The sequence below is a fragment of the Flavobacterium glucosi genome (assembly GCF_048286535.1).
Classification (GTDB): domain Bacteria; phylum Bacteroidota; class Bacteroidia; order Flavobacteriales; family Flavobacteriaceae; genus Flavobacterium.
Genome location: NZ_JBLVPK010000008.1, coordinates 35,255 through 50,048, shown reverse-complemented (window position 1 = coordinate 50,048; position 14,794 = coordinate 35,255). Strand labels below are relative to the sequence as shown.

Here is a 14,794-nt window from a genome sequence, read left to right as displayed (position 1 = left end):
TTGCAAACTAAAAACTAAATAAAATAACTAAAAAAAGTACAATGGCACACAACATAAAACCAGGCGTAGCTACAGGAGATCAGGTTCAGGAAATTTTTAATTATGCTAAAGAAAAAGGATTTGCACTTCCTGCAGTAAATGTTACGGGATCAAATACGATCAATGGTGTACTTGAAACTGCAGCAAAACTTAATGCTCCGGTTATCATTCAATTCTCAAATGGAGGAGCACAATTTAATGCAGGAAAAGGACTTTCTAATGCAGGTGAAAAAGCAGCAATCGCTGGTGGAATTGCTGGTGCATTACACATTCATACTTTGGCGGAAGCGTACGGAGCAACCGTAATTTTACATACTGATCATTGTGCAAAAAAATTATTGCCTTGGATTGACGGTTTATTAGATGCTTCAGAGAAACATTTTGCTGAAACTGGAAAACCATTATTTTCTTCTCACATGATTGACTTATCTGAGGAGCCTATCGAAGAAAACATCGAAATTTGCAAAGGATATTTAGAAAGAATGAGCAAAATGGGAATGACACTTGAAATCGAACTTGGAATTACAGGTGGTGAAGAAGATGGTGTTGACAACTCTGATGTAGACAGTTCAAAATTATACACACAGCCTGAAGAAGTTGCTTACGCATACGAAGAACTTTCTAAAGTAAGTCCAAGATTTACAATCGCCGCCGCTTTTGGAAACGTACATGGAGTTTACAAACCAGGAAATGTAAAATTGACGCCAAAAATCTTAAAAAATTCTCAAGATTTTGTACAAAACAAATTTAATACAGGACACAACCCGGTAGACTTCGTTTTCCACGGTGGTTCAGGTTCTACATTAGAAGAAATTAGAGAAGGTATTAGCTACGGAGTTATAAAAATGAATATTGATACTGATTTGCAATTTGCTTTTACGGAAGGTATTCGTGATTACATGGTAAAAAACATCGACTATTTGAAAACTCAAATTGGAAACCCAGAAGGTGCTGATGCTCCAAACAAAAAATATTACGATCCAAGAAAATGGATGCGTGAAAGCGAAGTTACTTTCAACACAAGACTTGAGCAAGCATTTGCTGACTTGAACAACGTAAATACATTATAAAAATAGTGGTCAGTTTTCAGTTTTTAGTGTTCAGTTCTCAAATGCTGATAATGGAACACTAAAACTGATTACAAAACACTGAATACCTGATTACTGAACACTGAATACTTGAAAAATGGCTTGGTTTAAAAGAAAAGAAAAAGGGATTACTACTGCTACCGAGGACAAAATGGATATTCCAAAAGGACTTTGGTACAAATCTCCAACTGGAAAAATTATTGATGCCGATGAACTAGCTCGTAACTTATTTGTAAGTCCTGAGGATGGTTTTCACGTTAGAATTGGAAGTACAGAATATTTTCAAATTTTATTTGACAACAATGAATTTGTTGAATTAGATAAAAACATGACTTCTAAAGATCCTTTGCATTTTGTTGATACAAAAAAATATGCAGATCGTTTGAAAGATGTTATGGAAAAAACTAAACTGAAGGATGCAGTGCGTACCGGAGTTGGTAAATCAAAAGGAAAAGATGTTGTCATCTGCTGTATGGATTTTGCCTTTATCGGTGGTTCTATGGGCGCTGTAGTGGGAGAAAAAATCGCAAGAGGAATTGATCACGCTATCAAAAACAAGCTGCCTTTTGTAATGATTTCAAAATCAGGTGGAGCACGAATGATGGAAGCTGCATATTCTTTAATGCAATTAGCAAAAACATCCGTAAAACTCGCTCAACTTGCCGAAGCAAAATTGCCTTACATTTCATTATGTACGGATCCAACAACTGGAGGAACAACTGCTTCTTACGCCATGCTGGGAGATATTAATATTTCTGAACCAGGTGCATTAATTGGCTTTGCCGGACCAAGAGTTGTAAGAGACACAACAGGTAAAGATTTACCGGAAGGTTTCCAAACTGCTGAGTTCTTACTTGAACATGGTTTCTTAGACTTTATAACACCAAGAAAAGAATTGAAAGACAAGATTAACTTGTACATCGATTTGATTCAAAACAATACTATTAGATAAATAGAAATCCCCAGTAATGGATTTTTTATTTTCAACTATTACTTTACAAATAAAAACAGCTTCCAAGTAATATTGAAAGCTGTTTTTTTATTTATTTAAATTGGCCTACTTGTCTTGAACTTACATTCCTGTTCTAATCGCTTCCACAGGATCTAGTTTTGAAGCAGAAATCGCTGGAAGAATTCCAGATATCAATCCAATTACAGCAGCTAATCCAGTTCCCAGAATAATATTTCCAGTGCTTAAAACAAATTCAAAATCTAATGCTTCTGTCAAAATTACAGAAATTATCCAAACCAGAAAAAGTCCAATCACACCACCAATCACGGAAAGTATAATGGCTTCAAACAAAAATTGAAATAATATAAATCTATTTTTGGCACCTAATGATTTCTGAATCCCAATCAAATTAGTTCGTTCTTTCACTGAAACAAACATGATATTTGCTATCCCAAAACCTCCTACCAGTAACGAGAAACCACTGATTATCCAGCCTACAAGATTCATTTGCCCTAAAATTCCATCAATAAGATCCGTAAAACCAGAAAACACATTAATAAAAAAATTGTCAATTTCACCTGCTTTCAAACCTCTAAAACTGCGTAGTTTCTGAGATATTTCACTTTTATAAGCATCCATATCCACTCCTTTTTCTGGTTTAAAAATAATGACATTCGTTAAAGAAGTATTATTGTCGCCATACAACTGACGAACAAAATTTACTGGAAGATATGCTGATGTATCATTACTGTCTCCAAACAAACCTGAACCTTCTTTTTTGAGGACACCAATAACTGTAAAACGCTTGCCATACAAGCGAACATTTTTTCCGATTGGCTCAGAATTTTCAAATAAGGATTTTGCAATTTCATTTCCCAGAACAATAACTGTAGCACCAGAATTAGCTTCAGATTCATTGTAAAATCTCCCTTTGTCAAATTCAAGTCCTTGAATATCTATAAATTCATGTGAAACAGGAACAATATTGATATCGCTTACTGTTTTCGATTCATATTTAACAGATTCTCTCCGAGTAAATATTTGATATGCCATCTGGTTTGTATTAGTCATAGCACCTTTCATGAAAGTGTACTCGTCGTACTTCACATTAGGAAACTGTTCTCTTTTCCATTGAGGAATCTCAGAAGGTCCAAAAGAAAATTTCATCAGATAAATGGTATTTTTATCTAAACTACTCAAGTCTTTTGTGATTTTTCTGTCCAAAGAATCTACAGCAGCAAGCACTGCTATAATCGAAAAAATTCCAATAGTAACTCCTAACAAAGAAAGCAATGTTCTTAACTTGTTGTTTCGCAATGCATTCATTGCAAATCCCAAACTCTCTTTTAACAATCGAAGGTAAACTAGCATAAAATCTTTTTTGTATTAAAGTAAAATTCCATAAATATTAATCAAAAACCTAATGAAAAATGTATTCGTTGCCGTGTGAATCAATTCTTTTATCTTTGCCAATTAAATAGGAGTAAAAATTACACATTATCTCATTTTCAAATGGCTTAATTTTCACATTAAAAAACTATTTTTGCACTTTATAACTATAACTACATAATGAACACAACAAAAACAATTCAATCTGCGATAATCTCTGTCTTTTCAAAAGAAGGATTAGAACCTATAGTAAGACAACTAAACAGTCAAAATGTTACACTTTATTCTACTGGAGGAACTGAGGATTTTATAAAAAATTTAGGAATTCCTGTAATTCCTGTTGAAGATGTTACTTCTTACCCTTCTATTTTGGGTGGCCGAGTAAAAACATTACACCCAAAAGTTTTTGGAGGAATATTAAACCGTCAGGACAACGAGAGTGATGTACAACAAATGATCGAGTTCAACATTCCACAAATAGACTTAGTAATTGTTGATTTATATCCTTTTGAAAAAACAGTAGCTTCCGGAGCTAGTGAATCGGATATTATTGAAAAAATAGATATTGGTGGTATTTCTTTAATACGTGCTGCCGCAAAAAACTTCAAGGACACTGTAATTGTAGCATCGGTTGACCAATATGGTTTGCTTTTGGATTTGATTACTGAGCAAAATGGAGCTACAACATTGGAAGATAGAAAATTATTAGCTACAAAAGCATTTCATGTTTCATCGCATTATGATACTGCAATTTTCAATTATTTCAATACTGACGAAACGATATACAAACAAAGTATTGCTAACGGTCAAGTTTTAAGATACGGTGAAAACCCACATCAAAAAGGATTTTTCTTCGGTGATTTTGATGCTATGTTCAACAAAGTTCACGGAAAAGAATTATCTTACAATAATTTATTAGATGTAGATGCTGCAGTGAATTTGATTAATGAATTCAAAAATGACGGTCCTACCTTTGCCATATTAAAACACAATAATGCTTGTGGATTAGCATCCAGAACTACCATTAGTGAAGCGTATCTAGCGGCTTTGGCCTGCGATCCAACATCAGCTTTTGGAGGTGTTTTAATTTCGAATACAAAAATTGATGTTGTTACTGCTTCAGAAATAAACAAATTGTTTTGCGAAGTGGTAATCGCCCCAGAATATAATACTGAAGCCATTGCAATTTTACAAGAAAAGAAAAACCGAATTATATTAATTCAAAACGAAGTAGAATTACCACAAAAACAAGTTCGCACTTGCTTAAACGGAATTTTAGTTCAGGAAAGAAACAACATAACCGACAATAAAGAAGACTTAAGAACCGTTACTATATCTGAACCTACTGAACAAGAAATTCAGGACCTAATTTTTGCTTCTAAAATTTGTAAAAACACAAAATCAAATACAATTGTTTTTGCTAAAAACGGTACACTTATTGCTTCAGGTACAGGACAGACATCAAGAGTTGATGCCTTGCAACAAGCAGTCGAAAAAGCGAATAATTTTCACTTTGATTTGCATGGAGCTGTGATGGCAAGCGATGCATTTTTTCCTTTTCCAGATTGTGTAGAAATAGCCAAAAAAGCTGGAATAACTGCTGTAATTCAGCCAGGAGGATCAATAAAAGACGAATTGAGTATTAATTATTGTAATGAAAATAAAGTTGCAATGGTATTTACAGGAACTCGTCATTTTAAACATTAATTTGTTTAACTTTGCCCGTCACAAATTTATAACTTTTAACCCTTAAAAAACTTATGGGATTTTTTGATTTCATGACCGAGGATATTGCGATAGACCTTGGTACCGCCAACACTTTAATCATACATAATGATAAAGTTGTCATAGACAGCCCTTCGATAGTTGCTCGTGATAGAGTTTCAGGCAAAATCATTGCTGTTGGTAAAGAAGCCAACATGATGCAGGGAAAAACACATGAAAACATTAAAACGATAAGACCCCTGAAAGATGGTGTAATTGCTGATTTTGATGCTTCAGAAAAAATGATCAGTATGTTTATAAAAAGCATACCGGCATTGAAAAAAAGAATGTTTACTCCCGCATTAAGAATGGTTGTTTGTATTCCTTCAGGTATTACTGAAGTGGAAATGAGAGCTGTGAAAGAATCTTGTGAAAGAGTAAATGGTAAAGAAGTTTATTTGATACATGAACCTATGGCAGCAGCAATAGGTATTGGAATAGACATCATGCAACCAAAAGGAAACATGATTGTCGATATAGGTGGTGGAACAACTGAAATTGCAGTAATTGCATTAGGCGGAATTGTATGTGATAAATCCGTAAAAATTGCTGGTGATGTATTTACAAATGACATCGTTTATTACATGCGTACCCAACACAACCTTTTTGTTGGAGAAAGTACCGCTGAAAAAATCAAAATTCAAATTGGTGCAGCAATCGAAGATTTAGAAACTCCTCCAGAAGATATGTCTGTTCAAGGTAGAGATTTACTTACTGGTAAACCAAAACAAGTGGAAGTTTCTTATAGAGAAATTGCCAAAGCATTAGACAAATCAATACAACGAATTGAAGATGCTGTAATGGAAACTTTATCCCAAACACCTCCTGAATTAGCAGCTGATATTTACAACACAGGGATTTACCTTGCCGGTGGAGGATCTATGCTAAGAGGTCTTGATAAAAGGATTTCGCAAAAAACAGATTTACCTGTTTACATTGCAGAAGATCCGTTAAGAGCAGTTGTTAGAGGTACTGGTATGGCACTTAAAAACATTACAAAATTTAAAAGTATTTTGATTAAGTAATCCGTTTTTGTTGCACTTTCAAGCCTTAAAGCTTAAGTCAATTTACAACAATTAGATTACAACACATACAGATATTTACATTATACCGTTAAGAAATGCAGCAAATATTTAATTTTATTTTTAAAAACAGTAATAGATTACTGTTTTTGCTGCTTTTGGGTATCTCGTTATCACTTACCATTCAGTCGCATTCTTTTCATAGGAGCAAAATAATTAGTTCTGCAAATTTTTTAAGTGGCGGTGTGTATGAAAAGGTGAATAACCTTAACGAATACTTGAATTTAAAAACTCAAAATGATGCACTTGCTCTTGAGAATGCAAAGCTAAAAAGTCTTTTATTCAATCGCAAAGACACTACTGCAATAAAAAAACTCGACAGCATCAAAGGGGTGAAACCAGACGATATTTTAGTGTCTAAAGTGATCCATAATTCCTATAATGTCCATGAAAATTACTTAACCTTAAATTCAGGAGAATTACAAGGTGTAAAACCAGATATGGGCGTAATTAACAGTTTAGGAATAATTGGGATCATTGAAAATACATCTGCAAATTACGCTACAGTAATCAGTATTCTGAATAAAAAATCTCAAATCAATGCCAAAATCAAAAAGTCAAATCACTTTGGTTCTTTGATTTGGAATGGAAAAAGCACAGGATTTGTTCAATTAATCGATGTTCCGAGATTAGCAGCGATAAGAAAAGGAGATACCATTGTAACCGGAGGTCAATCTGTAATTTTTCCTGAGAATATTAACATTGGAACAATTGACAAAATAGAAATAGACAATCAAACAAACTATTATACAATAAATGTAAGATTATTTAATGACATGACTAACTTAGGTCATGTCTATATAATAAAAAGTAAAGACAGTGCCGAAATTACTAATTTAGAAAAAAGAGAAAAGAATGAATAGCACATTGTTAGTCAATATTTTTCGATTTATTCTGTTATTAGCAGTTCAAATTATCATATTCAACAATATGAATTTTTTGGGTTACATAAGCCCTTTCCCCTATATATTGTTCATAATACTGTACCCTGTAAATGGAAATAAGTCAGGCCTTGTCGTTGCGAGTTTTATGCTTGGACTTATTATGGATATGTTTAGCAATTCAGGAGGGATACATGCCACTGCATGTTTAGTTCTAGCCTATTTCAGACCGTCAATTTTTAAATTTGCTTTTGGTCTGAGTTACGAATATCAAACTGTAAAATTAAATGATGTATTAACTCCGGAAAGATTCTCGTTCATATTACTTTCTGTTGCCATACACCATTTTACGTTATTTTTACTGGAAGCTTTCCAATTTAGCCTTATCATTGATATACTACTCAGAAGTTTATTAAGTACCGTATTCACAATCATTATTTGCATTATCATAATATATCTTATTAAGCCAAACAAAAGATGAGAAAAGTTTTACTGCCTTCTTTAATAATTCTAGCTACATCTTTGCTTGTAATGCGAATCTTTTATTTGCAGATTGTTGATGATACATTAAAACTAAAATCTGAAAACAACGCCATTAAAAAAAAGTATGAATATCCCGAAAGAGGATACATGTATGATCGAAACGGAAAGTTATTAGTTGCCAACCAAGCATCTTATGACATCATGGTCATTCCTAGAGAGGTAAAAAAAACTGATACTTTAGAATTTTGTCAATTATTAAATATTACAAAAGAAGATTTCATAAAAAAAATCGAAAAAGCAAGAGTATACAGTCCACGTTTGCCATCTGTTTTTTTATCTCAGTTGAACAAAAGTGAATTTGCTGCGTTTCAAGAAAAAATAAGAAAATATGAAGGTTTTTATTTTCAAAAACGTTCCCTTCGTGATTATGAAGTAAATTTTGGAGCCAATATTTTTGGGGGCATCACTCAAGTAAATGAAAAACTAGTAGCCAAAAACCCATATTACAATAGTGGTGATTTAATTGGAAGACAAGGAGTTGAAGAAAGCTATGAATATCTTTTACGCGGAGTAAAAGGCGTAAAATACATTCAAAAAGACAAATACAACAGGGAAATAGGCTCTTACAAAGAAGGGAAATACGACACTATCGCTGTTCAAGGAGAAGACATCAATCTCACCATAGATGCTGAAATTCAAAAGTATGGAGAGGAGTTAATGATTAATAAACGAGGCGGAATTGTTGCCATTGAACCTAGTACCGGCGAAATATTAGCACTTGTAACGGCTCCTTCCTATGACCCGGCAATATTGGTAGGAAGACAACGATCTAAGAATTATACCGAATTGTACCATGATTCTATAGCAAAACCATTGTATGACAGAGGCTTGCTGGCTGAGTATCCTCCAGGATCTCCGTTCAAAATCTTAACTGGACTTGTAGCGTTACAAGAGGGAGTTATTGATGCTAATACTACTGTGTTTTGTAATCGGGGTTTTAGCTACGCCAGAGGACGTTTTATGGGATGCCATTGTCATGGAGGTGCACTTCAATTGCATAGAGGAATTTTTGAGTCGTGCAATTCTTATTTTGCTACGGCTTACATGAAAACAATCAATAAATATTCAAAACCCGCGCAAGCGGTTGATGTGTGGAGCAAACATGTGAAAAGTTTTGGCCTTGGACAATTCATGGGATATGATTTACCAACTGGTAAAAAAGGAAACATACCCGATTCAAAAACTTACAAACGCATCTATCCTAACGGTGGCTGGAGAAGCACCACTATTGTTTCTAATGCTATTGGGCAAGGTGAAGTACTGATGACTCCAATTCAATTGGCAAATATGATGGCAACGATCGCTAACGAAGGTCATTATTACACACCTCATATCATAAAGAAAATTAAAGGTCACAAAATTGACGAAAAATTCACCACTAAACATGTAACCACAATTGATAAAAAACATTTCAAGCCAATTATCAGTGGTTTATTTGATGTTTACAACTTGGGAACAGCTAGGTCTCTCCGAGTGGAAGGAATTGATATTTGTGGTAAGACTGGAACAGCAGAAAATTTTGCAAAAATTGGAGGAGTACGTGTAAAAATGGAGGATCATTCCATATTTGTAGCTTTTGCACCAAAAGATAACCCCAAAATTGCAATTGCAGTTATGGTAGAAAATGGTGGATATGGCGCAACTATAGCAGGACCTATAGCTAGTTTGATGATAGAAAAATACCTACGGCAAAAAATCACAAGAGTTGACCTGGAAAAAAGAATTTTAGCAACAAGTTTACAAAGTCGGTATGCTAAATTGGGAGGATTGTCAGAAGCAGTGAAATTACAATTGCGAATAAGCGATTCACTACTAAAAAAGAAAACAACAATTCCAACTGTTAAAGTAAAAACAGACACCACTAAATCGAACAAACAAGCTATTTAATTCAGATGAAAAACCAAAGTATAACAAATAACATTGACTGGATAAGCATCCTAATTTATGCTTCATTAGTTATTTTGGGTTGGCTAAATATCTATTCGTCTTCTCTTTCATCAATGGAAGACACTCATGAAAAACAGCTAATCTTCATTATATTAACTATTCCTTTAATTTTTATTATACTTTCCGTTGACGGTAAATTTTACGAAAAATACGCAAGTATTATTTTTGGTGTTTCCTTACTTACATTAGCAGGATTATTTTTATTTGGTAAAACCATAGCGGGTCAACGTTGTTGGTATGCGATAGGTAGTTTTACAATACAACCCTCTGAATTTGCAAAAGCAGCTACAGCTTTGGCTTTAGCAAAATATTTAAGTGACACCCAAATCAATTTAAAAGAAGTCAACCGGCAAGTTCAAGCTCTTGCTATAATCCTTCTTCCGGTAATCCTAATACTTCCGCAACCTGACCCCGGAAGTGCTTTAATATATAGCATATTTATCATCGTTTTATACCGCGAGGGATTACCCTCATGGTATGTTTGGACTGGATTTATTACCATATTATTATTTGTACTAACACTTGTTTTAGAACCGCAATATGTAATTTTACTTGCTTTAGTAACACTTATATTAGTTCATTTTAAATCAAGATTAGCCGACAGAAATATTATTTTGAGCAGCATTCTTTTTGTTCTCATTTCTGGGTTTGTCTTATCGGTAAACTATGTTTTCGAAAATGTATTTAAACAACATCACAGAGATCGTTTTAATATACTTTTAGGCAAAACTATCGATCTAAAAGGAATTGGTTATAACACCAATCAATCCGAAATAGCTATTGGTTCTGGAGGTTGGTTTGGAAAAGGGTTCCTTGAAGGGACACAAACTAAAGGAGGATTCGTTCCCGAGCAACACACCGATTATATATTTACAACCGTAGGTGAAGAATGGGGATTTTTAGGATCCTTAGTTGTTATAGCTCTTTTTTCGGGTTTATTTCTTAGAATAATATACCTGGCAGAGAGACAAAAAACAAAATTCAGCAGAGTTTATGGATATTGTGTCGCCGGAATTTTATTTACTCATTTCTTTGTAAATATTGCAATGGTAGTGGGTATTTTTCCAACAATTGGAGTTCCACTTCCTTTCTTTTCTTATGGAGGTTCCGGACTTTGGGGGTTCACAATATTATTATTTATATTTATAAAAATGGACGCCAATAAAGTAAACGAATGGTAATTAAATCCGTTTTTAAGGACTAATAAAGATTACTCTAGTTTATGTGTTTTTGTCTTTATAAATTTTAATTATTTCTCTCAATAAAAACTGCAGAAGTCATTTACTTCCAAATCCTTTTAACAAGAAGCTCTGACAAGAAAGCATTACTATTTTCTATCATATAGATTGGTTAGACATTTCTGTTTTATAATCTAAACTAATCCATTTCAATTTATTAATAAATGAACCTGACAATTGTTGTATAAATCAGTACCTCTAAAATTTAGTCAACTAAAGTTCCCCAAACTAAAAACGCTCCAAAAATTCGTATTGAATATTTGGAGCGTTTAGTCATTAAGATAAAATATTTTATGACCAAAAAAATCTATTTAAGATTTTGCTAGTTTATCTTTTTTTATTTTAACAGGAACATCTTTTTTCGAAATTGATTTAGGCTGTAAATCGTCCAAAACATTAATTGCCTCTTCAACATAGATATCTTTAGATAAAGATTCATGCCATACCTCTCTTTTTTCTTTCAAAGACACATCTTTACTCATTGCTTCTGTTTCATGAGGTAAAGAATTAAATGTCAATGCATTTTTGTAATTTATGATTGGCTTATATTTTTTAGCTTTTTCTTCAATATCAGCTTGAGCAATTTTAAATTTGTCAATATTCAAACTATAAACGTTCTCTTCACTTCTACTATCAATCCATTTTGCATTTTCTTCAATTAATTGAAACTGAGGATTTTTACTAATTCGGTTTTTACTATTGGTAATTGCTTGATTAAAGTTGGCATTATTAGTCCAAACACTATAATCAGCCTGGTCAATTTTATCCCAAGGCATGGCATTATCAATATCACGTTCGCCCATTTTTAAATAAGCATATCTATCAGGCATCACAATATCACTACGCACACCTTCTAATTGTGTAGAGCCACCATTTATTCTATAAAACTTTTGAGTTGTCGTTTTAATAGCTCCTAAATCACCCACAGAACTACTTCTTACAAACTGGTTTAGATCAATTACATTTTGAACTGTTCCTTTACCGTAGGTTTGCTTACTTCCAATGATGATTCCTCTTTTATAATCCTGAATTGCAGCTGCAAGAATCTCTGAAGCCGAAGCGGAGAAACTATTCACCATAATTACTAAAGGTCCATCCCATTCAATTTTTTTATCTCTGTCATACAGAACCTCTTTTCTAGTACCGGATGATTTAATCTGTACTATTGGACCTTGTTCAATAAACAATCCAGCAATATCAACAACAGTAGACAAAGAACCGCCACCATCATCACGAACATCAAGAATAATACCGTTTACACCTGATTTTTTCAATCGGTCAACCTCTAAAGCAATATCTTTTCCGGCATCTCTACCATCTTTATTTTCAAAATCAATGTAGAATTTTGGCAAATAGATCACTCCATATTTCAATCCATTTTTATTTACAATACTGGACTTCGCATACGTTTCTTCAATTTCAACAATATCTCTGATAATAGAAATAATCTTAATTGTTCCATCTACTTTTTTTACCGTAAGACGGACTTCTGAACCTTTTGGGCCTTTAATTTTCTTAACAACATCGTCCAAACGCATTCCAACAACATCTACCGATTCCCCATTCCCTTGAGCCACTTTCATAATCAAATCTCCGGCTTCAAGCTGTTTTCCTCTCCAAGCTGGACCACCAGAAATAAGTTCCGAAATTTCAGTAAGATCGTTTTTCTTTTGCAAACGAGCTCCAATTCCTTCTAACTTACCACTGATACTTACATCAAAACGTTCTTTTTCTTCCGCTGCAAAATAATTTGTGTGCGGGTCGAAACGTGCTGTTATGGAATTTATATAAACTGAAAACCAGTCGTTTCTATCTAAATCCTTGATGAAACCAAAATATTCATCTAATGATTTTACAGAACTTTCTCTAGTTTCTTTTTCTAAAGTTTCAAAAGACTTAATTTCATAAGTGGCATCATTTTTCTTTTTATCTTCTTCTAATTTTTGTTTGTCAACAAGGGATGAAAGAGTGGATAATTTGATTTGCTTACGCCATTTGTCGCTAAGTTCAGCAACATTTTTAGTATACGGTGCTTTTTCATAATCAATATTGAAACTTTCATCAACTGAATAGTCAAATGGCTTACTCAAAATATCTTTGTAAATCTTTTTGCTTTCATCCATACGCTTAACTAAACGTTCATACGTAAGATTAAAAAAACTCAAATCCTTATTCAATAATTGATCGTCTAATTGCGTTTCAAATTTTGAAAATTCATCGATATCGGATTGCAAAAAGAACCGTTTTGACGGATCTAAGGCTTCAATATAATCCTTATATATACCCTTAGAGAACGCATCGTCAATTGCGGCCGGGCTGTAATGCCCTTTCTCAATAACAAAAGTTAATAACTCTAAAAGCAATTTATCTTTTTCGGGATCGGCTGATTTTGTCGCATTCATTTTAAAAGCGAACAATGTAACCGAAAGGCATACAACAACCAGAAGTATTTTATAATTTCTTTTCATAAAGTTAATAATAGTATTCATGAATCTTTTAATCTAAGTTACGGTAAAAACTATGCCAACAGCAGCAGGGCCTCCATAAATTTTTGTTAAAGATATAAAAATGTTCTTTTGTTTTAAGTTAAATGAATCAACATAACATATTTTTATATTTTGTTTACACATTCCATTCTGCGTTATTACATTTGTCTTCAAAAGTATCAATAATCAATCCCTTTTTACAACATATAATAATGAAAAAAGACAGACCTTTAATTTTAATAACCAATGATGACGGTATTTCGGCTCCCGGACTCAGAGCATTAATTGCCGTTATGGCAGAAATAGGCGAAATCATTGTGGTAGCGCCTGATAATCCTCAAAGTGCCATGGGTCATGCCATTACCATAAACAGCACCTTATATCTAAATAAGATTTCTAAAGAAGATGATCCCTTTATAGAATACAGCTGTTCTGGAACACCAGTAGATTGTGTGAAACTTGCCGTAAATGAAATTTTGAAACGAAAGCCGGATTTATGTGTTTCCGGTGTCAATCACGGATCAAATTCATCCATAAATGTAATTTACTCCGGAACGATGAGTGCCGCCGTTGAAGCAGGCATAGAAGGGATTCCAGCCATTGGCTTCTCTTTATTGGATTATGATTGGAATGCTAATTTTGACACTATAAAATCTTTTATTCGAAAAATTTCTTTAGAGGTTTTAGAAAACGGTCTGCCGGAAGGAGTTGTTTTGAATGTGAATTTCCCAAAATTAGAAGAGAAAGACATTAAAGGAATCCGAATTTGTCGTCAAGCGAAAGCAATTTGGGTAGAGAAATTTGACAAAAGAAAAACACCTCAAGGTAGAGATTATTACTGGCTTGCCGGAGAATTTGTAAACCAAGACAAAGGCGAAGACACTGATGAATGGGCGTTGCAAAATGGATACATATCTGTGGTTCCTGTTCAATTTGACTTGACAGCGCATCATGCGGTACAACAACTTAACACCTGGAAATGGAATGAATAAATCAGACTTATCTATCGGATTTTTAATTGGATTTGCCACAACCCTTCTTGGAAGTTATATTTTTATATCTTTTTTTACTGAATTTAATTTCATTGCTGGAATTGAAATTATGGAATCACAAGGAAATTTAGGCAAAATTATAACGTTAGGTTCTATTCTTACGCTAATTGCATTTGGTGTTTTACTAAAATTGAAAAAAGAAACAATGGCTCGTGGTGTGGTTTTAGCCGTGATAATAATGGCAATTATCACTATATTTATTTAAGAAATGGTATTAGTTTACCTGACGATCCGTAACTAATGCTAACTAATTCTTTCAGACATGAATTCCCACGAATTCTTATTTTAATTTTTAAAAAATTAGTGAAAAATTGTGTAATTCGTGGCTAACTT

The 14,794-nt window shown here is 33.5% G+C and carries 12 protein-coding genes; 10 read left to right on the top strand and 2 right to left on the bottom strand.

Features of this window, described 5'->3' with window-relative positions:
• The first annotated feature begins 41 nt into the window (after positions 1-41).
• Entirely contained in the window at positions 42-1,109 is a 1,068-nt protein-coding gene (gene fbaA, locus ACNQGD_RS13495; RefSeq protein WP_417993178.1) for a class II fructose-bisphosphate aldolase, read from the top strand.
• Positions 1,110-1,224: 115 nt separating this feature from the next.
• Positions 1,225-2,079, top strand: coding sequence for an acetyl-CoA carboxylase, carboxyltransferase subunit beta (accD, locus tag ACNQGD_RS13490; RefSeq protein WP_099713614.1), 855 nt, complete (start codon positions 1,225-1,227; stop codon positions 2,077-2,079).
• Between the two features lie 120 nt (positions 2,080-2,199).
• On the opposite strand, the gene ACNQGD_RS13485 is transcribed toward accD, so the two are convergent.
• Positions 2,200-3,450, bottom strand: coding sequence for an ABC transporter permease (locus tag ACNQGD_RS13485; RefSeq protein WP_417996529.1), 1,251 nt, complete (start codon positions 3,448-3,450; stop codon positions 2,200-2,202).
• A 198-nt stretch (positions 3,451-3,648) separates the two neighbouring features.
• Here ACNQGD_RS13485 and purH point away from each other — a divergent pair, with 198 nt between their 5' ends.
• The 6 genes from purH to rodA all read left to right on the top strand — a co-directional run bounded on the left by purH (position 3,649) and on the right by rodA (position 10,866).
• Positions 3,649-5,175, top strand: a complete 1,527-nt coding sequence (purH, locus tag ACNQGD_RS13480) for a bifunctional phosphoribosylaminoimidazolecarboxamide formyltransferase/IMP cyclohydrolase (RefSeq protein WP_417999643.1) — start codon at positions 3,649-3,651, stop codon at positions 5,173-5,175.
• A gap of 53 nt (positions 5,176-5,228) precedes the next feature.
• Positions 5,229-6,257, top strand: coding sequence for a rod shape-determining protein (locus ACNQGD_RS13475; protein ID WP_035668436.1), 1,029 nt, complete (start codon positions 5,229-5,231; stop codon positions 6,255-6,257).
• Between the two features lie 95 nt (positions 6,258-6,352).
• On the top strand, positions 6,353-7,177 hold the full coding sequence (gene mreC, locus ACNQGD_RS13470) for a rod shape-determining protein MreC (protein WP_417999642.1): 825 nt from the start codon (positions 6,353-6,355) through the stop codon (positions 7,175-7,177).
• Positions 7,170-7,676 carry a rod shape-determining protein MreD gene (locus ACNQGD_RS13465; protein ID WP_417999641.1) on the top strand — a complete coding sequence of 169 codons (507 nt, stop codon included), beginning with the start codon at positions 7,170-7,172 and terminating at the stop codon, positions 7,674-7,676. The genes mreC and ACNQGD_RS13465 overlap by 8 nt, the downstream gene beginning before the upstream one ends.
• Positions 7,673-9,625 (top strand): penicillin-binding protein 2, encoded by a 1,953-nt coding sequence (gene mrdA, locus ACNQGD_RS13460; protein ID WP_417993183.1) that lies wholly within the window; start codon positions 7,673-7,675, stop codon positions 9,623-9,625. The genes ACNQGD_RS13465 and mrdA overlap by 4 nt, the downstream gene beginning before the upstream one ends.
• 5 nt (positions 9,626-9,630) lie before the next feature.
• Entirely contained in the window at positions 9,631-10,866 is a 1,236-nt protein-coding gene (rodA, locus tag ACNQGD_RS13455) for a rod shape-determining protein RodA (protein WP_417999640.1), read from the top strand.
• A gap of 368 nt (positions 10,867-11,234) precedes the next feature.
• Here the strand turns inward: rodA and ACNQGD_RS13450 are convergent, their stop codons facing one another.
• A complete protein-coding gene (locus ACNQGD_RS13450) occupies positions 11,235-13,412 on the bottom strand; it encodes a carboxy terminal-processing peptidase (RefSeq protein WP_417999639.1) in 2,178 nt (725 codons plus the stop codon).
• A 209-nt stretch (positions 13,413-13,621) separates the two neighbouring features.
• On the opposite strand from ACNQGD_RS13450, the gene surE reads away from it, so the two are divergent.
• Together surE and ACNQGD_RS13440 are read left to right on the top strand one after the other, a co-directional pair.
• Positions 13,622-14,401, top strand: coding sequence for a 5'/3'-nucleotidase SurE (gene surE, locus ACNQGD_RS13445; protein ID WP_417996524.1), 780 nt, complete (start codon positions 13,622-13,624; stop codon positions 14,399-14,401).
• On the top strand, positions 14,394-14,666 hold the full coding sequence (locus ACNQGD_RS13440; protein ID WP_417999638.1) for a hypothetical protein: 273 nt from the start codon (positions 14,394-14,396) through the stop codon (positions 14,664-14,666). Before surE ends, ACNQGD_RS13440 begins: the two co-directional genes overlap by 8 nt.
• Positions 14,667-14,794: the final 128 nt, after the last annotated feature.

What these genes read in the sequence shown, in the direction of transcription:
- ACNQGD_RS13440 (WP_417999638.1), top strand. Translation starts at nt 14,394, where the DNA reads ATGAATAAATCAGACTTATCTATCGGATTTTTAATTGGATTTGCCACA.
- surE (WP_417996524.1), top strand. Translation starts at nt 13,622, where the DNA reads ATGAAAAAAGACAGACCTTTAATTTTAATAACCAATGATGACGGTATT.
- mreC (WP_417999642.1), top strand. Translation starts at nt 6,353, where the DNA reads ATGCAGCAAATATTTAATTTTATTTTTAAAAACAGTAATAGATTACTG.
- ACNQGD_RS13485 (WP_417996529.1), bottom strand. Translation starts at nt 3,450, where the DNA reads ATGCTAGTTTACCTTCGATTGTTAAAAGAGAGTTTGGGATTTGCAATG.
- ACNQGD_RS13465 (WP_417999641.1), top strand. Translation starts at nt 7,170, where the DNA reads ATGAATAGCACATTGTTAGTCAATATTTTTCGATTTATTCTGTTATTA.
- mrdA (WP_417993183.1), top strand. Translation starts at nt 7,673, where the DNA reads ATGAGAAAAGTTTTACTGCCTTCTTTAATAATTCTAGCTACATCTTTG.
- accD (WP_099713614.1), top strand. Translation starts at nt 1,225, where the DNA reads ATGGCTTGGTTTAAAAGAAAAGAAAAAGGGATTACTACTGCTACCGAG.
- ACNQGD_RS13475 (WP_035668436.1), top strand. Translation starts at nt 5,229, where the DNA reads ATGGGATTTTTTGATTTCATGACCGAGGATATTGCGATAGACCTTGGT.
- rodA (WP_417999640.1), top strand. Translation starts at nt 9,631, where the DNA reads ATGAAAAACCAAAGTATAACAAATAACATTGACTGGATAAGCATCCTA.
- ACNQGD_RS13450 (WP_417999639.1), bottom strand. Translation starts at nt 13,412, where the DNA reads ATGAATACTATTATTAACTTTATGAAAAGAAATTATAAAATACTTCTG.
- fbaA (WP_417993178.1), top strand. Translation starts at nt 42, where the DNA reads ATGGCACACAACATAAAACCAGGCGTAGCTACAGGAGATCAGGTTCAG.
- purH (WP_417999643.1), top strand. Translation starts at nt 3,649, where the DNA reads ATGAACACAACAAAAACAATTCAATCTGCGATAATCTCTGTCTTTTCA.